General features: G+C 75.7%; 17 protein-coding genes. 6 read left to right on the top strand and 11 right to left on the bottom strand.

Annotated elements, in window-relative coordinates; translation table 11 throughout:
• The first annotated feature begins 237 nt into the window (after positions 1-237).
• The gene (locus OG715_RS37430) at positions 238-1692 is read left to right on the top strand and encodes a DUF2252 domain-containing protein (RefSeq protein WP_266272807.1); all 1455 of its coding nucleotides are present in this window, start codon (positions 238-240) and stop codon (positions 1690-1692) included.
• On the opposite strand, the gene OG715_RS37425 is transcribed toward OG715_RS37430, so the two are convergent.
• The 3 genes from OG715_RS37425 to OG715_RS37415 all read right to left on the bottom strand — a co-directional run bounded on the left by OG715_RS37425 (position 1608) and on the right by OG715_RS37415 (position 4146).
• On the bottom strand, positions 1608-1997 hold the full coding sequence (locus tag OG715_RS37425; RefSeq protein ID WP_323182202.1) for an alpha/beta fold hydrolase: 390 nt from the start codon (positions 1995-1997) through the stop codon (positions 1608-1610). The genes OG715_RS37430 and OG715_RS37425 overlap by 85 nt on opposite strands.
• Positions 1998-2086: 89 nt before the next feature.
• Entirely contained in the window at positions 2087-3586 is a 1500-nt protein-coding gene (locus OG715_RS37420) for an MFS transporter (RefSeq protein WP_266272808.1), read from the bottom strand.
• Positions 3583-4146 carry a helix-turn-helix domain-containing protein gene (locus OG715_RS37415; RefSeq protein WP_380504102.1) on the bottom strand — a complete coding sequence of 188 codons (564 nt, stop codon included), beginning with the start codon at positions 4144-4146 and terminating at the stop codon, positions 3583-3585. Before OG715_RS37415 ends, OG715_RS37420 begins: the two co-directional genes overlap by 4 nt.
• Positions 4147-4340: 194 nt before the next feature.
• Here OG715_RS37415 and OG715_RS37410 point away from each other — a divergent pair, with 194 nt between their 5' ends.
• Positions 4341-4742, top strand: a complete 402-nt coding sequence (locus tag OG715_RS37410; RefSeq protein WP_266272809.1) for a hypothetical protein — start codon at positions 4341-4343, stop codon at positions 4740-4742.
• Between the two features lie 103 nt (positions 4743-4845).
• Here the strand turns inward: OG715_RS37410 and OG715_RS37405 are convergent, their stop codons facing one another.
• Both OG715_RS37405 and OG715_RS37400 read right to left on the bottom strand, forming a co-directional pair.
• Positions 4846-5754, bottom strand: coding sequence for an ArsR/SmtB family transcription factor (locus OG715_RS37405; RefSeq protein WP_266272810.1), 909 nt, complete (start codon positions 5752-5754; stop codon positions 4846-4848).
• Positions 5755-6067: 313 nt separating this feature from the next.
• Positions 6068-7564, bottom strand: a complete 1497-nt coding sequence (locus OG715_RS37400) for a hypothetical protein (RefSeq protein ID WP_266272811.1) — start codon at positions 7562-7564, stop codon at positions 6068-6070.
• Between the two features lie 255 nt (positions 7565-7819).
• Here OG715_RS37400 and OG715_RS37395 point away from each other — a divergent pair, with 255 nt between their 5' ends.
• Both OG715_RS37395 and OG715_RS37390 read left to right on the top strand, forming a co-directional pair.
• The gene (locus OG715_RS37395; protein WP_266272812.1) at positions 7820-9157 is read left to right on the top strand and encodes a DUF5685 family protein; all 1338 of its coding nucleotides are present in this window, start codon (positions 7820-7822) and stop codon (positions 9155-9157) included.
• Positions 9158-9303: 146 nt separating this feature from the next.
• On the top strand, positions 9304-10515 hold the full coding sequence (locus OG715_RS37390) for an alpha/beta hydrolase family protein (RefSeq protein ID WP_266272813.1): 1212 nt from the start codon (positions 9304-9306) through the stop codon (positions 10513-10515).
• Positions 10516-10636: 121 nt separating this feature from the next.
• Here OG715_RS37390 and OG715_RS37385 read toward each other — a convergent pair whose 3' ends face one another.
• The 4 genes from OG715_RS37385 to OG715_RS37370 form a co-directional block, all read right to left on the bottom strand.
• A complete protein-coding gene (locus tag OG715_RS37385; RefSeq protein WP_266272814.1) occupies positions 10637-10828 on the bottom strand; it encodes a hypothetical protein in 192 nt (63 codons plus the stop codon).
• A 93-nt stretch (positions 10829-10921) separates the two neighbouring features.
• Positions 10922-11323: a pyridoxamine 5'-phosphate oxidase family protein gene (locus OG715_RS37380; RefSeq protein ID WP_266272815.1), complete on the bottom strand. Its 402-nt coding sequence runs from the start codon at positions 11321-11323 to the stop codon at positions 10922-10924.
• Between the two features lie 81 nt (positions 11324-11404).
• Positions 11405-12043: an MBL fold metallo-hydrolase gene (locus OG715_RS37375; protein ID WP_266272816.1), complete on the bottom strand. Its 639-nt coding sequence runs from the start codon at positions 12041-12043 to the stop codon at positions 11405-11407.
• Positions 12040-13125, bottom strand: a complete 1086-nt coding sequence (locus tag OG715_RS37370) for an S-(hydroxymethyl)mycothiol dehydrogenase (RefSeq protein ID WP_266272817.1) — start codon at positions 13123-13125, stop codon at positions 12040-12042. Before OG715_RS37370 ends, OG715_RS37375 begins: the two co-directional genes overlap by 4 nt.
• A 446-nt stretch (positions 13126-13571) precedes the next feature.
• On the opposite strand from OG715_RS37370, the gene OG715_RS37365 reads away from it, so the two are divergent.
• Both OG715_RS37365 and OG715_RS37360 read left to right on the top strand, forming a co-directional pair.
• Entirely contained in the window at positions 13572-14840 is a 1269-nt protein-coding gene (locus OG715_RS37365; protein WP_266272818.1) for a cytochrome P450, read from the top strand.
• Entirely contained in the window at positions 14837-15109 is a 273-nt protein-coding gene (locus OG715_RS37360) for a ferredoxin (protein WP_266272819.1), read from the top strand. Before OG715_RS37365 ends, OG715_RS37360 begins: the two co-directional genes overlap by 4 nt.
• A gap of 92 nt (positions 15110-15201) precedes the next feature.
• Here the strand turns inward: OG715_RS37360 and OG715_RS37355 are convergent, their stop codons facing one another.
• Positions 15202-16434 (bottom strand): phosphotransferase family protein, encoded by a 1233-nt coding sequence (locus tag OG715_RS37355; protein WP_266272820.1) that lies wholly within the window; start codon positions 16432-16434, stop codon positions 15202-15204.
• Between the two features lie 144 nt (positions 16435-16578).
• Complete coding sequence (locus tag OG715_RS37350; RefSeq protein ID WP_266272821.1) at positions 16579-18093, bottom strand: ALF repeat-containing protein; 1515 nt, start codon at positions 18091-18093, stop codon at positions 16579-16581.
• Positions 18094-18183 lie beyond the last annotated feature (90 nt).

The following is an 18183-nucleotide window of genomic DNA, read 5'->3' as shown; positions in this document are numbered from 1 at the left end:
CGGCCGACGCCTCCCACCGACCGGCCACGAACCGCCGACCGGCCGCGAACCACCGATCGGCCACGCACCGCCCACCTGCCACGACCGGCCGACCACCCCGGGAACCGCGGCCGCCCCCGGTGCGTCCCTCCCTGCCGAAAGACCGGACGCGCGGACCGGTACCCTGCTGGCCGGCCCGTTTCCGGGCCGGGTCCGCGCAGGCCGCGGACGGGAACGACAGAGACAGGGCGGGGCGCAGTGACGCAGCTGACCGAGACGGTGAACGGGTCCGGGATACCGGCGGACGTGGCGGGGGCCGGGCAGGGGCCCGGGCGGCGGTTCACCGTCGAGGGCTTCGCGCCGCGCCAGGACGGCGGGGCGCGCGAGCGCGGCAAGGCCCTGCGCACCCGCACCCCGCGCGAGCGGCACGCCGAGTTCCCGCCCGCCACCGACCGCCCGAGCGCCGTCCAGGCGATCGAGGCCTCCAACGAGGGCCGGCTGGCCGAGCTGGTGCCGATCCGGCTGGGCCGGATGGCCGCCACCCCGTTCGCCTTCCTGCGCGGTTCGGCCGGGCTGATGGCCGCCGACCTCGCCGCCACCCCGACCAGCGGCACCGTCGCCCAGCTGTGCGGCGACGCCCACGCCGCCAACTTCGGCCTGTACGGCGACGCGCGCGGCCGGCTCGTGATGGACATCAACGACTTCGACGAGACCGTCCCCGGCCCGTGGGAGTGGGACCTCAAGCGCCTCGCCGCGAGCCTGGTGCTGGCCGGCCGGGAGATCGGCGCCGACGAGACGACCGCCCGCCGGGCCGCCTTCGACGCGGCCGGCGCGTACCGCCGGACCATGCGTGCCCTGGCCAAGCTGCCCGCACTGGACGCCTGGAACGCCGTCGCGGACGAGCAGTTGGTCTCCTTCGCCCAGGCGCACGACCTGGCCGAGCTGCTGGAGAAGGTCGGCGCGAAGGCGCTCGGCAACACCAGCGCCCGGTTCGCCGCCAAGTCCGCCGTCCGCTCCGAGGACGGCGCCTGGCGCTTCACCTCGGCACCGCCGGTGCTCAGCGAGGTGACGGACGCCACGGCCGCCGCCGTCGCCGCCTCGCTCGGCGAATACGTGGGGACCGTGCCCGGCGAGCTGCACCCGCTGCTGTCCCGCTACCGGGTGCAGGACGTGGCGTTCCGCGTCGTGGGCACCGGCAGCGTCGGCACCCGCTCCTACGTCGTCCTGCTGACCGACCACCGCGAGCAGCCGCTGGTGCTCCAGGTGAAGGAGGCGCGCCCGTCGGTGCTGCTGCCGCACCTGGCCCGGGCCGGCCACCCGGTCGCCGCGGCGGACGTCCACGAGGGCCGCCGGGTGGTGCGCGGGCAGAAGCGGATGCAGGTGGTCAGCGACACCCTGCTCGGCTGGACCACGGTCGACGGACTCCCCTACCAGGTGCGCCAGTTCCGCAACCGCAAGGGCAGCGTGGACCCGGCCGCCCTGCTGCCCGCGCAGCTGGACGACTACGCCCGGATCACCGGCGCCCTGCTCGCCCGCGCCCACGCCCACACCGCCGACCCGGGGGTGATCAGCGGCTACTGCGGCAAGAACGAGGCCCTGGACGAGGCGGTGGCCACCTTCGCGGTCGCCTACGCGGACCGCACCGAGGCCGACCACGCCGACCTCCTCACCGCCATCCGCGCCGGCCGCCTCCCGGCCGAGCACGGCATCTGAGGGACGCGCCCGGTCCCCCGCTCCCGTTCCCCGCTCCCGTTCAGGGGGTGAGGAACGGGGCCACCGCGGCGACGAACTCCGCCGGGCGGTCCTGGTGCACCAGGTGGCCGGCCGCTGTCGCCGTGGCCGCGCAGGTCGAGGGCGTGGACGCGGTGCTGCGGGGCGAGGGCGGGCAGCACGACGTCCCAGTCGGTGGCCCGCTCGCCGAGGGCGTGCAGCAGGACCAGCGGCGGGCCGTCGGCCGGGCCGCTCTCCCGACAGGCGAGGGAGAGGCCCGGCAGTTCGACTCTCAGAGGCTCGGTCATACCGGCACGGTAGCCGGGGCCCGCGCCGTCCGGGCCCGGCTTTTCGCACAGCGAACAGCGGTCGACGGACTGCGGTCGGCGGACCTCGGTCAGCGGGTCGGGGCATCCTCCCGCGCCGCCACCTCCGGCACGTCCCCCGCCGCCGCTCCGACCGACCCGGCTCCGCGCGCCGACACCCGGCCCGCCAGCACCGAGGCGACCACCGCCAGCGCCGCCACCGCCGCGCAGACCCCGCTCGCCCACGCGTACGCCGCCCGGTGCCCGCCGCCCCCGCCGGTCGCCCGCAGATAGACGCCGGACAGCGCCGAGACACTGACCGCCGCCGCGATCCGCTGCGCCATCTGCAGGATCGCCCCGCTCACCCCGGCCGCCTCGGCCGGCGCGTGCCGCAGCACGAACGCCTGGTTGGAGGCCGCCATCAGCCCGACCGAGGCGCCGCCCAGCAGTTGGAGCAGCGCGAGCAGCCACGGCAGCGGACCGGTCGGCGCCCAGCGCGCGACCAGGCCGCCCGCGAGCATCACCAGCGCCGATCCGACCATGCCCGCGGTGACGGTCCGCCGGCCGAAGCGCTGGACGACCCGCCAGGCGAACGCCGAGGCGAAGCCCATCGCGACCGCCGACGGCAGCGCGACCAGGGCCGCGCCCATCGGCGAGAGGCCGAGTCCGTCCTGCAGGAACATCGTCAGCACCAGTCCGGCGGCCAGCGAGGAGCCGAACTGCAACATCGCCACCGCCGTCCCCAGCGCGTACGGCGCGGAGCGGATCAGCGCCGGATGGATCAGCGGGTGGCCGCCGCGCCGGGCGTAGCGGTGCTGCCACCGGGCCAGCGCGCCGAGCAGCGCGGCCGCCGCGGCGGCGAACCCGAGCCAGCCGGCCCAGCCGGGGGGCTGGACGAAGGGCAGCATCAGCACCAGGGTCAGCGCGCCGACGAGCAGCAGTCCGACCAGGTCGAGGTCGGCGTGCCGGGCGCTGGGGCGGGGGCGCGGCAGGTGGCGGACCGCCAGCAGCAGAGTGGCCAGCCCGAACGGCACATTGAGCAGGAAGGTCAGTCGCCAGCCCTGTTCCGGTCCGACGGCGGCGAGCACCGCGCCGCCGATCGGCGGGCCGAGGGCGAAGGCGAGCCCGCCGGTCACGGCGTACATGCCGAGCGCGCGGGCCCTCAGCTGGCCCTGGAAGACGTCCTGGAGGGTGCCGATCATCTGGGAGTTCACCAGTCCGGCACCGGCGCCCTGGAGCAGCCGGGCGGCGACCAGCACCCAGGGCTCGGTGGCGGTCGCGGAAAGCAGGCTGACGACGGTGAACAGGGCGAGGCCGCCGACGAAGAACCACTTGCGGCCGCGCACGTCGCCGAGCCGCCCGCCGGGTATCAGGGCCAGGCCGAAGGCCAGCGAGTAGCCGGCGACGATCCACTGGAGGTGCGCGGGCTGGGCGTGCAGCGACTCGCGCAGCGCGGGGATCGCGGTGTTGAGCACCGACTGGTCGATGAGGGTGGTGAAGCCGCCGGCGACGCAGACCAGCAGCACCCGCCGCCCGGCCGCGTCGAACCGCTCCTTGACCGGCGGCGCCGGTATCGCGCCGGACGCGCTCACGGTTCGACCACCACCAGCGCGTACCGGGCGCCGGCCGGGCCGGGGCAGTGGAAGCGGCTGGTCTCGGCGGTGAACCGCAGGCAGTCCCCGGCCTCCAGCAGGTGTTCCGTGCCGTCGACGGTCATCGACAGCAGGCCGTCCAGCACCCAGAGGTGGTGCTCCCGGCCGGTGTTGTCGGGCTTGTCGTAGGCGATGTCGGCGCCGGCCGGCAGGCGTCCCTCGATCACCTCGGCCCGCAGCGAACCGTGCGGCGGGGAGACGGAGCGCCGGACGTACCCGGTCGCCTCGTCCCGCCAGACCCTCTGGTCCCCGGCCCGCACCAGCCGGGCGGGCGCGGCCTCGACCTCGGCGAGCAGCCGCGACATGCTCCGCCCGTACACCGTGCAGAGCCGCCCGAGCAGCGCCGCCGTCGGGCTCACCTCGGCCCGTTCGACGCGCGAGAGCGTCGAGCGGCTGACGTCCGCCCGCCGCGCCAGCTCCTCCAGCGTCCATCCGCGTTCGACCCGCAGTTCGGCGAGCCGTTCCGCCAGCCGCTCGTCGGCGGCCGTGTCCATTCCCATATCCGTGATGCTATCCCGGATATGGGAAATCCCGGCCGGGGGTGCACAGCCGGGCGGAAGGGACACGGACCCGGGCCGACCCTTCGCCCCAGGGACGAACAGCTGGCTGCGGCGGCGGCACCGGCGGTGAACTGTTCCCGGGCGCCGGCGGGCGCCCGGGACATGCGACCGCCTCCGCCATCGGAAGGACCACCATGCTTTCTGCCCGTGCCGCCCGTCTGCTCGCCGTGGCCACGCTCGGCCTCGGCGCCACCCTGACCCTCAGCCCCGGCCAGGCGTTCGCCGCCGAGGGCAGCTTCCCGATCGGCTCGGGGTCGTGCCAGGCCGTCGAGAAGATCGAACTGCACTTCGTCAACGGTGCCTACCACGACGAGATGGCGAACAACCCGACCCAGAACTCGGCGAGCGACCCCTACCGCTGTCGTTTCACGCTCTACGACAACGGCAACCTGGTCTGGAGCTCCTCCCCCGCCCCCGGCAGCGGGGCCCAGTCGCCGTGGTTCTACGACGGCCCGGGCCACTCGATGAAGGCCTGCGTCCAGCGCTACTACAACGCCACGCCCCAGGGCACCCCGAGCTGCGGCCCGCTCAACTGACCCCGGCCCCACCCGGGGGCGGCCCCGGTCGCCTCGCCCGAGGCGGCCGGGGCCGTCCGGCCCGGTGCGGGAGCGGTGCGGGAGCGGTGCGGAACGCGGTGGCTCAGGTGCCCGCCGACAGCAGGGCGCGCCCGAGCGGTGCCACGAGGTGCAGGACGTGACGCCCCTGCCGTTGCGTCGTGATCGCCCCGGTCGTCCGCAGGGCGGTGGCGTGGGCACTCGCGCTGGACAGGCCGATGCCGAGGCGGGCCGCGAGTTCGGTGGTACTGCAGGGCGCCTGCCCGACGGCCCGCAGGACGCGGGCGCGGGCCGAGCCGATCAGGCCGGTCAGCGGGTCGGACCCGCTCGGCCTGCGGTCGGTCGACGGGCCGGTGGTCGGGTGCAGCAGCACCGCCGGCCGGCCGGGCACCAGGACGGCGCCGACGCCGTCCTGGACGAAGAAGTTCGGGTGCAGCTCCAGGCCCCGGCCGTCCAGGTCGACGGTCCGGTCCGGTCCGCCCACCGCGCACCGGAGCACCCCGTCCTCCTGCCAGCCGACGCGGTGGTGGAGCACTCCCAGCATGGCGCCGATCCCGGCCTCGCCGGAGACGTGGGCGCGGTGGGCGACGTCGGTCTGCAGATGGCGCTGGATGTCGGACCAGTCCTCGGCGAGGCAGCTCCGGAACAGGGCCATGGCGCCGTCGGCGAGCGGCCGCAGCCGGCGGGTGTCGCCCTCGCGGAGCTCGGCGACGATCCGGGGCACGCCCCGCCCGGCGCCGTACCCGGCGAGCGCCTGCCGCAACTCGGCCGGGGTGGTGGCCGCCAGGGCGTCGAGTTCGTCGGCGAGCTGCCGGTGGGTGCCCTGCGGATGGGTCACCAGGAAGTCCGGCACACCGGTACGGCAGGCGCCCACCACCTCGATCAGCGGTGCGGCGGTCTGCGGCATCCGGCCGCGCATCCGGGTCCACCAGCGGGCGCGGCGGGTGCCGGCCCAGCTGTGGGAGCCGGTCAGGGCGGTCAGGACGTGGTCCATCGGTGAGACCACGAACCGGGTCCGGGCGAGATCCGGGACAGCGAAGTTGACGGTCAGCACACATCCCCCAGTGGCCCGGTCGCCGGGTTCGGCGACAGCTCGGATCGACGCTGCCCGACGGGGGTGGTCCCGGGCCGGGGCGGCGACGTCGCGGACCATCCTGTGCCTCGGCCCGGGCTCCTTCCATGGCGGGAACCTGGCGTTCACCCGGCGTTCCGGGCGGGCGGCAGGGCCGAGACAGGACGTGGACAGCGCTCCGCCCCGCCGGACGAGGTCCGACGGGGCGGTGTCGACCGGCCTTCCGCGACAGGCGTCAGGCCAGAGCCTCCAGGCGGGCGCGCAGCCTGTCGAGCTCCGGCCGCTGGCCCGGGTAGACCTTGGTGATGTGCAGGGCCGCCTCCTTCAGGGTGGCGGCCAGCTCCCTGCGGAAGTCCTGCGGGACCGGTGTGCGGCCTTCGAGGGTGCGGAGCCGCTCGACGTCCTCGGCGAAGTACGTGGCGAGGCCGGCCAGGACCTCGCGGTCCACCTCGTCCGGCAGCCCCACCACCGCGGGGATGTCCTTCGCCAGGCGCTCCCAGCGGGACCGCAGGTCGTCGAGGACGGCGGCGTCGAGCTCGACCGCGAGGTCCGCCCACCGGTCGGCGTTCGGCAGGACGGCCGGAACGGCCGCGAAGACGCTCCGGAGCGTGGCGACGACCTGGCGCTCCGCGTCCCGGTCCTGGTCGACCAGGGCGCGGACGAGTTCCCGCGCCCGCTGGGCGAAGGGCTTCGCCTCCGGGAGGCCGGCGGTGCCCTCGATCAGGGCGTCCAGCAGGAGTTCGGCGAGCGCCAGCGGCGCGCGGTCGACCGTGCCGCGCGGGACGCGCAGGGTGCCGGCGGCCGGGTCGAAGGTGATCCGGTCGCCGCGTTCGACCAGGAGCGGGTCGATCCGGTCCACCGCGTGCTTGAGCTCGCTCAGGTAGGGGAAGAGCTGGGCCACCACCGCCTGGTCCTTGGGGAGCAGGCAGGCGACGCCGCCGCGCACGGTCCGCTCGGTGATGTACCCCCAGGAGGCCAGCAGGTTCTCCAGCGCGAGGGAACGGGCGTGGCGCTTCCAGACGGCCCACTCGGGCGTCTTCCACTTGGCCTCGGTGAAGGTGGTCCGGGCGAAGCCCTCGCAGTCGGCGGCGCGGACCCAGGCCCGGTTGACCATGATGTCCAGCCAGGCCAGCGCGCCGCCGAGGGTGGTGGTCCCGGACCGCCGCGCCAACTCGCCCCGCTGGGCCGCGAGCCGTCCGAAACGCTGGTACCGGCCCCAGGCGTTCTCGCTCCGTTCGAGGAGCATGACGGCGGCCTCGGTGTAGGTGTCGGCGTTGCTCCGGGCCACCTCGGCGGAGAGGTAGGTCCAGGCCCAGCCACTGCGGTACGCGTAGTCCTTGACCGGGTGGTTCCCGAGGCCCTCCTGCAGACTGTGGGACAGCTCGTGCACCAGGGTGAGGGCGCGGTCGGTCAGGTTCCGGGTGCCCGGGCCGAGCAGGCTCGGACGGAGTTGGATCTCCCGCACCGACGGGATCTCGTCGCTGGTGATGACCGTGTTCGCCCCCATCGTGGCGGGCAGGTCCTCCCGCACCACGAACCGCACCTCCCGCATCCGGCGGCCCAGCCGGGCGAAGCGCTGCTGGAAGGCCGGGTAGTCGGGGGCGGCTCCCGGGCCGTTCAGCACGGTGGTCGCGGTCAGCTCCGCCACGGTGCCGAGGGCGACGATCGCGTCGATCCGGGCGGTGATCGTGGCCAGCACCTTCTGCTCGGCCGGGGACAGGTCTCGGGTCAAGGGGGGTTCCTCCGCGGCTCGGTTCGCCAACCGGCTTTCCTGGCGGGCCGGTTCACTCGGCGATGTGCGGACGGAATGATGACGGACGGGAATGGACAACGAATAAACACCGGTCGCCCGGTTTTCCTCCGCACCCCGACGGACCGGGCCGGACGGGTCCGGGGTCCGTCTCCGGGTTCCGGAGGAACGGGCCGTCGATCATATGATGTGCGCGATCGAGGGCCGGGTGGCCCATGCACAACACGGGGGAACCACATGTTCGGCATCATCAGACCGTGCCGCCACCGGCTCTCGGAGCGGCTCCAGGCGAGCTGGATGGCCCATCTCTGCGGCCTCTGCCTGGCCCTGCGCGACGACCACGGGCAACTGGCGCGAACCGCCACCAACTACGACGGGCTGATCATCTCGGTGCTGGTCGAGGCCCAGGCCGCCACCGGGCACGCCGCCACCGGGGCCGGCCGGCGCACCGCCGGACCGTGCCCGCTGCGCGGGATGCGGACGGCCTCGGTCGCACGGGGCGAGGGTGCCCGGCTGGCGGCCGCCGTCTCGCTGGCGCTCGCCTCGGTGAAGATCCGCGACCATGTCGAGGACCAGGACGGCGTGTTCGCCCGGCGCCCGGTGGCGGCCGGCGCGCGGGCGGTCACCCGGCGCTGGGACCGCAAGAGTTCGGGCAGTGCCTCGGTGGTCGGCTTCGACACCTCGGTCCTGCTGGACGCGGCCGCCCGCCAGGGCGAGTTGGAGCGCGAGCTGCCGACCGGCGGCTCGGTGCTGCTGGTCACCGAGCCCACCGAGACCGCCACCGCCGCCGCGTTCGCGCACACCGCCGTACTGGCCGGACGGCCGGGCAACGAGGCGCCGCTGGCCGAGGCCGGGCGGCTGTTCGGACGGCTGGCGCACCTGCTGGACGCCGCCGAGGACCAGGAGGCCGACGCCGCCGCCGGTGCCTGGAACCCGCTCGCCGCCACCGGCACCGACCGCGCCGAGGCCGAACGGCTGTGCCGGGACGCCGTGCACGGCATCCGGCTGGCCCTGCGGGACGTCGAGCTCGCGGACCGGGCGCTGGTGCACATCCTGCTCGCCCACGAGACCGAGCGGGCCGTCGAGCGGGTCTTCGGGCGGCCCGGCCACGCCGCCTGCCGGGTCGGGCACGAGCCCGGTACGGCGCCGGCCACCGATCAGGCCCACAGCCACGCGCCGCACGGCCACCCTCAGCTGGACCCGACCGGCTCCAACCCCTACCAGAGCCCGCCGCGGCACGACCCCGGCCAGGCCCCGCCGCAGGACCCGGGCGCCCCGGTCCCGCCCTGGGTGCCGCAGGGCCCCGGCTTCACCACGCCCGGCGCGCCGCCGCCCAACCGCCGCAATCTGCTGGCCGGTTGCGCCGCCTGGGCACTGATGGGCTGCACCTGCCAGCTGCTCTGCTGCGAGCACGACCACCCGTTCTCCGGCGAGCGCCGCGAGGGCTTCTGCACCCGCAACGAGTGCTGCGACTGCGGCAACTGCTGCGACGGCTGCCAGTGCTGCGGCGAGAACGCCCAGTGCTGCAACGACTGCGGCTGCTGCGACGGTTGCGACTGCGGCTGCGACTGCTGAGGCCGCACCGCCCGGGCACGCCCGCAGGTGGAGCCGGACCCGGTCCGACGGCGTGTCCCGGACCGGGCCGGCTCCGCCTCGCGGCGTACCCGCCGTCCCCCGGCGGAGCGACGCGCCGGAGCGGTCCGCCTACTTAACGTGGCGTCATGTCGAAGACCGCCCGGTGGCGTTCCGCCGCCCTGCCGATCGCCTCCACCGCCCTGGTGCTGGCCCTCGCCGGCCCGGCCGCCGCCTCCGCCCCGGCTGCCGCCACCGCCACCACGACCGCCCCTGACTCCGCGCCGGACGCCGCAGCGGGCGCCAGGCCCGAGGCCGCCGGCTCCCGGGTGCCGGCCACCAGCACCCACCGGCCCGTCGGGACGACCTCGGCCCGACTGGTCGACCGGGACCGGCCGGACCCCTGGCGCCCGGACACGCCGTCCCGCGAGCTGATGGTCACCTTCTGGTACCCGACCGACTCCGCCCGGGGCGCCCACGCGCCCTACCTGTCACCGGAGTTGTCCACCGCCCTGTACGGCAGCACCGAACCGGCCGGGGTGCGGACCGGCGCCGTGGACGGAGCCCGCCCCGCCCCGGGGCGCCATCCGCTGGTCCTGCTCTCCCCCGGCTTCGGCCTGAGCCGTACCACCCTCACCGCGCTCGGCGAGGAACTCGCCGCCCGGGGCTACGCGGTGGCCGCCGTCGACCACACCTACGAGACCCTGGTGGAGTTCCCCGGCGGGCGGATCGAACCCTGCCTGGTCTGCGGGCGGGAGGGCACCGACCCGGACTTCGGCGCGACGGCCTCCCGCGCCCGGGCGGCCGACCTGCGCTTCGTGATCGACCGGCTCACCGCCCCCGGCAACCGGGGCCCGGTCCGCGGGCTCAGCGTCGACCCGGGCCGGATCGGTGCGGTCGGCCACTCGCTCGGCGGCGCGGCCGCCCTGGAGGCGATGGCCGAGGACCGCCGGATCCGCGCCGCCGCGAACCTCGACGGCAGCGTCTGGATCCCGCCCACCGGCCTCCGCTCCCGCCCCGTACTGCTGTTCAGCGCCCAGCTCGGCGGCTCACCCGGCGCCACCGGGAACTGGGAGGACACCTGGAAGCAGCTCACCGGCCCCCGGTACTGGGTGGACCTCCCGACCGCCGGGCACCTCTCCTTCTCCGACGAGCACTGGGTGGTGGACGCCCTCGGCAGCCGCGACCAGCTACCGGCCGACTCGGGGCCCGACCTCTTCGGCACCGTCCGGGGCGACCGCGCGCTCGCCGCCACCCGCGCCTACCTCGGCGCGTTCCTCGACCGGCACCTGCTGGGCCGTCCGGCCCCGCTGCTCGACCGGCCCTCGCGCGCCTTCCCCGAGGTCCGCTTCGCCAAGTAGCGCTCCGGGCACGGCGCTCCGGGCGGGCTCGCCCGTCCGGGCGCCGCGCTGCCACAGCGGCAGCACCTCGACCCGCGCGGCCGGGCGGCGGTCCACCGGGCGGTGGTCCGCCGGACGGCGCTCACCCATCGCGGCCCACCGCCGGTCTCGGCGCCCCAACCGCTGTCACGGCCGCCGTACCGCGGCGGTCGGCCGCCAGCGAGTCCTCCAGCCGGGCCAGCAGCACCCGGAACCGGTCCGTGTCCTCGGCCGTCATCCGGCCGTCCTCGGCCCGGGTCCGCATGCCCCGGCCGCCCCTCGTTCCCTCGGTCATGCCCCGACCCTAGGCGCCGACGATCAACGCCGGATAAACGGAGGGGGACCGGCCGAACGGAACGGCGTCCACCGGGGCACCCGAACCGGGCGCTCAGGCCCGCCCGAGCACCCGGTCCACCGTGATCTCGACGACCACCCGGTCCGGATTCACCCGGGGCTCGCGGTAGCGCTCGGCGTAACGGCGCTCCGCCTCGGCCACCGCCTCCGGCTCCTGCCGGACCACGGCCACACCCTCCAGCGTCGACCAGCGCGCCCGGTCCACCTGGCAGACCGCGACCCGCTGGCCGTCCGCCCCGGCCTCCAGCACGTTCCGCACCTTCCGGCTGGTCCGGCTGCTGATCACCCGCGCGATCCCCGTCCCCGGGTCGAAGGTCACCCCCACCGGCACCACGTGCGGCGAGCCGTCCGGGCGCAGGGTGGTCAGGGTGGCGATGTGCCGCTCCCGCCAGAAGGCGAGGAAGGCGTCGTCGAGCGCGCGGGGATCATGGGCCATGCCCGCGATGCTACGTCGTCGGGCCCGGCGGACGGCCGCCGGGCCCGACGTCCCGGGTACGGGTACGGGTACGGGTACGGGTCAGTGCCCGCGGGCGATCCACTCCGGCAGGGCCGGGCCCTCGGCGCCGATGGTGGTCGGGTCGCCGTGCCCGGTCCGGACCACCGTCTCCGGCGGCAGCGTCAGCAGGCGCTCCCGGATCGAGTCGATGATGGTCGGGAAGTGCGAGAACGACCGGCCGGTCGCCCCGGGGCCGCCGTGGAAGAGGGTGTCACCGGTGAACACGGTGCCCAGCTCCGGGGCGTACAGGCAGACCGCGCCCGGCGCGTGGCCCGGGGTGTGCAGCACGGTCAGCTCCGTACCGGCGACCGCGATCCGCTGCCCGTCGGCGAGTTCGCCGTCCGGCAGCCGGTCGGGGTGGGTGAGCTTCCACAGCGGAAGGTCGTCCGGGTGCAGCAGGATCGGCGCGCCGGTGCGCTCGGCGAGCGCGGGGGCGGCGTCGATGTGGTCGTTGTGGGCGTGGGTGGAGACGACGGCGAGCAGCCGGCGCCCGCCGAGCGCCGCCTCGATCGCTGCGGCGTCGTGGGCCGCGTCGATCACCACGGCCTCGGCGTCGTCGCCGACGATCCAGACGTTGTTCTCCACCTCCCAGCTGCCGCCGTCGAGTTCGAAGGTGCCGGCGGTCACGAGCCGGTCGATCCGGAGGCTGCCGGTGCTCACAGGACCACCACCGAACGGAGCACGTCGCCGTGGTGCATGCGCTCGAACGCCTGCTCCACCGCGTCGAGTTCGATGGTCTCGCTGACGAACGCGCCGAGGTCCAGGCGGCCCTGGAGGTAGAGGTCGATCAGCATCGGGAAGTCCCGCGAGGGCAGGCAGTCGCCGTACCAGGAGGACTTCAGCGCGCCGCCGCGCCCGAACACGTCGAGCAGCGGGAGCTCCAGCTGCATCTCCGGCGTCGGCACGCCGACCAGGACGACGGTGCCGGCCAGGTCGCGGGCGTAGAAGGCCTGCTTGTAGGTCTCCGGGCGGCCGACCGCCTCGACCACGACGTCCGCGCCGTTCCCGCCGGTCAGCTCGCGGATCGCCTCGACCGCGTCGGTGGCGGTCGAGTTGACGGTGTGGGTCGCACCGAGCTTGCGGGCGGTGGCGAGCTTGCGGTCGTCGATGTCCACCGCGATGATCTTCCCCGCGCCGGCCAGCCGGGAGCCCAGCACGGCCGCCCCGCCGACCCCGCCGCAGCCGATCACGGCGACCGAGTCGCCGCGGCCGACGTTGCCGGTGTTGATCGCGGCGCCGATGCCCGCCATCACGCCGCAGCCGAGCAGCCCGGCGACGGCCGGGTCGGCGGCCGGGTCCACCTTGGTGCACTGGCCGGCGGCGACCAGGGTCTTCTCGGCGAACGCGCCGATGCCCAGGGCCGGGGACAGCTCGGTGCCGTCCAGCAGCGTCATCTTCTGCTTGGCGTTGTGGGTGTCGAAGCAGTACTGCGGGCGTCCGCGCCGACAGGCACGGCACTGGCCGCAGACGGCGCGCCAGTTGAGCACCACGAAGTCGCCGGGCGCGACCTCGTCGACGCCCTCGCCGACCGTCTCCACGATGCCCGCGGCCTCGTGGCCCAGCAGGAAGGGGAACTCGTCGTTGATCCCGCCCTCGCGGTAGTGCAGATCGGTGTGGCACACGCCGCAGGCCTGGATCCGCACCACCACCTCGCCCGGCCCGGGGTCGGGCACGACGATCGTCGTCACCTCCACGGGCGCGCCCTTGGCGCGTGCGACGACTGCCTTGACCTGCTGGGCCATCCGGTTCTCCTCCGTCGGCCGGTACCCCTGTGTACCGGCGTGACCTGCGTCGACGCGGATCGGACGACCCGCCCACGAAGCCTAGCGCCCGTCACGGCGAGTGGCCGGGGAACGCCCCTGGTGATCCGCCTCACCGGTCGGCCCGGCGCTCCGACGGCCGCGCCGACAGCCATCCCGGCGACCCTCCGACGGACGCTCCGGGGCGTGAGGTGGGGCGCGCGGCCACCGCTGAGCGCCCATCAGTGCCACCGTGCCCTCACCACCCCCTTCCCACCCCGGCGTTGGCTGGAATCGTCGCTGACTGTGGCCCGTCGCCCACGTACGGTCGTAGCGAACCGGCGCACTCGGCACGCCGTCGACCACGCCGCCCGTCCCCGCGCACCGCCCGGATCCACCCCCCGTCGGCCGCCCTCCCAGCGGCCACCGCCCTGGAGTCTGGAGTACGGATGTCCGCCGAGAACAGTGCCACCGGTGCCCGTACCGGCACCGCCACCGACCCCGGTCCCGCCGTCGACACCGGCCCCGGCCGGGCCGCCCAGGCCGTCCTGCCGCCGCTGCACTGCCTGCGGCTGCTCGAACCCGGCCCGCCCCGGCTGGCCGCCCTGCCCACCGGCACCCCCGTCTGGCTGGTCAGCCGGCACGCCGACGTCCGGCAGGTGCTGACCGACCCGCGCCTGGGGCGCGCGCCGCTGCACGCCCCCGGCGCCCCGCCCGTCTCGCTCACCCCGAACCTGCTCGACGACCCGTCCTCGATGCTCAACATCGACGGCGTCGAGCACCAGCGGCTGCGCCGCACCGTGCAGCGCGCCTTCACCCCGCGCGCGATCGCCCGGTGGCGCCCCTGGGTCGCCTCGGTGGTCGAGGGCCTGATCGACGAGCTGATCGACCGGGGCTCGCCCACCGACATCGTGGCCGGCTACACCCGCCCGCTGCCGATCGCCGTGATCAGCCGGCTGATGGGCCTGGACGGCCTCGACAGCAAGCGCCTCGAACACTGGAGCGACCACGCCCTGTCCGCCACCGCGCACTCGGCCGAGGCGATCCGCACCGCGATGACCGAGTTCGCCGGCTTCGGCGCCGAGGTGATCGCCGAACGCCGTGCCGCGCCCGGCGACGACCTCGTCAGCAGCCTGCTCGCGGCCGCCGCCGACACCCCGGGGATCACCGAGGAGCAGATCGTCACCCTCGTCATCGGCCTGGTGGTGGCCGGGCACGAGACCACCATGACCTCGCTCGGCAACGCCCTGGTCTACCTGCTCAGCGACGGGCACGACGCCTGGCAGCAGCTCGCCTCGGACGAGCAGAGCGCGGCCGCCGCCACCGAACAGCTGCTGCGCGCCGTCCCGCTGGGGGACTCCGACGTCCTGCCCGGACTGCTCCGGCGGGCCGTCGAGGACCTCGACATCGGCGGGGTGCGGATCCCGGCCGGGAGCGTGGTCGCCGCCGACACCGGCGCCGCCAACACCGACCCCGAGGTGTTCACCGGCGACCTGCTGACCGAACTCTTCTCCCCGCTCGCCGCACCGATGTACACCTTCGGCGCCGGGCCGCACCACTGCCTGGGAGCCTGGCTGGCCCGGATGGAACTGGAGCTCGCCCTGCACCGGCTGGCCCGCCGGCTGCCCTCGCTGAAGCTCGCCGGGACGGCGGAGGCCATCGACTGGCGGCGCGGCCTGCTCACCCGCAGCCCGCAGCACCTGCGGGTCGCCTGGTGACGGGCCGGGAGGCGACCGGCGCGGCGCCGGCGGTCATCGTCCAGGTGGACCGGGACCGCTGCATCGGCTCGGGCATGTGCGCGGCCACCGCGCCCGGTTCGCTGGCGCTCGGCGCCGACGGGCTCGCCCGGCCGGTGCGGGAGCAGCCGACCGTCGCCGGCGGCGAACCGCTGACCTCGGAACTGGCCGACGCGGTCGACTACTGCCCGGTCGAGGCGCTCTCCCTGTACGGGGTCCGGGACGGGCGGCGGATCGACCCGACAGGCTGACCCGACCGACACCGCCGACACCCTGACACCGCTGACACCGCTGACCCACTCCCGGCGCCGCGCCGTGCCCCGTCCGGCGCGGCGCCGTCGGGTCAGCCCGCCGCGGCCAGCGCCTGCCGGACCTCCGCCGCCGGATCGCCCTCGTGGTACGGGCGCTCACTGTCCTCGATGTGGTCCAGGAACTCCTGGTACCGCAGCGCGTACCCGAAGTGCACCAGCGGACCGGCCAGTTCCAGCGCCCGTTCCGGCGAACACCCCGGTACCCGCTCGCGCCAGGCCCGCGCCCACTCCTCGGCCACCTGCGCCCAGCGCTCCCCGTCCAGGAAGCCGCGCGGCCGCAGCCCGTCCGCCACCGGATGGCCGAAACAGGTGTCGGCGAAGTCGATGACCACCAGCCCGGAACCGTCGGAGCGCCAGTTGCCGGGGTGGAAGTCGCCGTGCACCACGGTCTCCGGCAGGCCGCAGGCGGCGAGTTCCCCGGCCAGCTCCGGCAGGCGCGCGGCCAGCGCCCGGGCGGCGGCCAGCTCCTCGCCCGTCAGCTCGGCCGTCGCGGCCAGCCGGTCCAGCAGGCCCGGCGCGGCGGCGGCCACCGCGCCCGGGGTGCGGTCGGGCAGTCCGGCCGAGGCGGCCCGCCCGCCCGCGGCCAGTGCCGCCTGGGCGGCGACCAGCCCCGGCACGGCGAGCGCCACCTCCTCGACCGAGGGGCCCCAGCAGTCCCGCCCCGGCACGTCGTCGAGCAGCACCCGCCCGTGCGCCGGGTCGGCGGCGAGCACTGTCGGCACCAGCTCCGGCGCGGCGGCGGCGAACAGCGCGATCGCCTCCGCCTCGGCGACGTTGAAGCTCGGGTTGATCACCTTCAGCCAGACCGTTCCGGCGGCCGTGGGCAGCCGGAACACCCCGGACAGGTTCCACGTCCGGACCTGCTCGGCCCGCCCGGTGACCGGCCGTCCGGCGGTGGCCGACGCCCGCTCCGCCCAGTCGAGGGCCGCCCGCAGCCCGGCGGGCGTGGCCCACCCGGCCCGCCGCCCGGCCGGGCCCAGCAGCGCGTCCACCTCCGGCCCCGCCGGCCTCGGCGCCCGGTCCACCGGTCGGTCCAGCGCCTCGGCGTGGTACACCGTGTGCCCGCCCCGGCCGCCCTCACCGCCCGTGACCCCGGCCAGCCGGACCACCGCCACCGGCACCCCGGCCTCCGCCGAGGCGCGCCCGGTCAGCTCCCCGACCGACGACCACCACGGGTCCGCCAGGTCGAACGGGCCGAGCTGCCCGAGGTGGTCGCCGTCATGGGTGAGGTGGACGGCAGCCGTCCGACCGGTTTCTCGATCCATCCGCGCAGCCTCCCGCACCTGCCCCTTCCCGTGCGACCCGTTTTCCGACCGGCCGCGCCCGCAGACACGCGACCCCCGGCCGCCGGTTGCGGCGTCCGGGGGTCGTGGATCGGGCGGTCGGGTACTGCGCGGGGGTCGGGACCGTCAGCCCTCGGCGGAGCGACGGCGGCGGGACACCACGACCAGCGCCGCACCGGCGGCGAGGGCCGCGGCGGCGCCGCCGGCCTCCAGGCCAAGGCCCTCGGTACCGGTGGCCGCGAGCTGGCCGGAGCCGACGGTCGCGGTGCCGGTGGTCCCGGTGGTCGTCCGGGTGACGGCAGCGGTGCCGGTGGTGCCCGTGCCCGAGGTCGTGCGGGCGGCGGCCTGGACGACCTGGCCGCCGGTGGCGGAGGTCTGCGTCGCCGGCGCGGCCGGGGCAGCCGGGGCGGTGGTCGGCTGCTCGGTCGGCCGGACCGCCGGCTCGGTGCCCGGCTTGGCAGCGGCGGCCTCGTCCTCGGCGCGCGCCTTGGCCCAGCCTTCGAGGAGGAAGGTCGCCACGGCCTGCTCGTTGCCGTCCAGCGCGGCGAGCGCGGCCTTCTTGACGGCCGGTCCGCCGGTCTCGGCGATCTGCGCGACCTGCGCCCGGTTGTCCTTCGCTCGGGCCGTGTACTGGCCCTCCTGGAGGAACTTGACCACGTCCGCGTACGAGCCGTCCATCGCGGTGCTCGCGGCAGCCCGCACCTCGGGACCGCCCTTGGCCATGATCTGGCTGAGCGCCACCCGGGCGTCGTGCTCGCGCTGGACGGGGAGCTCGGTCTCCACGAAGTGCCGCAGCGCGGTGGGCGTGCCGGTGTCCAGCGCCTTCTGGCCCGCCTCCCGCACCCCCGGACCGGTGGCCGGGTCGGCGAGCAGTCGCTCGATCTCGGCGCGGTCGTCCTGGGCGCGGGCCGTGTACTGGCCCTCCTGGAGGAACTTCACGATGTCCGCGTACGAGCCGTCCATCGCGGCGTTCGCGGCAGCCTGTACCGCAGGACCGCCCTTGAACATGATCTGGGCGACCTTGACCCGGTCGTCGCTCTCGCGCCACTTGGGAAGGTCGACCGTCAGGAAGTGCCGCAGCGCGGCGGGCGTCCCGGTGTCCAGCGCCTTCTGCGCCCCCTCCCGCACAAGGCGTCCGGTGGCCGGGTCGGCGAGGATCCGCTCGACCTCCGCCCGGTCGTCCTGGGCCCGGGCGGTGTACTGGCCCTCCTCCAGGAACTTGACGAGGTCGGCGTACGAGCCGCGCAGCGCGGCCTCGGCGGCCTTCTTGACCGCCGGGCCGCCGACGCCGAGGATCCGGAGGGTGTCCACCCGGTAGTCGATGTGGCGGGCGTTCTGGAGGCCGGTGGTCAGGAACTCCCGCAGCGCGGTGGCGGTCCCGGCGGCCAGCGCCTTCTCGGCGGCCTCGCGCACGGACACGCCGCTGGCCTTGTCGGCGAGGATCCGCCGGACCTCCGCCCGGTCCAGGTCCTCCTGGCCCGCGTCGGTCGGCGCGGCGTCGGGGGTTCCGGCGGAACCGGTGTCGGGCCCGGAGGCCCCGGTGGGCCGGGGCGCGTCGGCGGCCGAGGCCGAGGACGGGAAGAGGACGGCGGGGGCCAGGACGGCGGCCGCGACCACGGCGGACACCTTGGGAAGCTTCATCCGGCAGACCTTGCTTCGTGCGAAGACATCGTGAACGCACGAAGCATAGGGCCTTCAAACGGATCTTCACACCACCATATTTAGGGCTCA

The sequence above is a fragment of the Kitasatospora purpeofusca genome (genome assembly GCF_036010405.1).
Taxonomy (GTDB): Bacteria; Actinomycetota; Actinomycetes; order Streptomycetales; family Streptomycetaceae; genus Kitasatospora; species Kitasatospora purpeofusca.
Note: the sequence above shows the minus strand (reverse complement) of the source record. Positions and strands in the feature narration are given on the sequence as shown.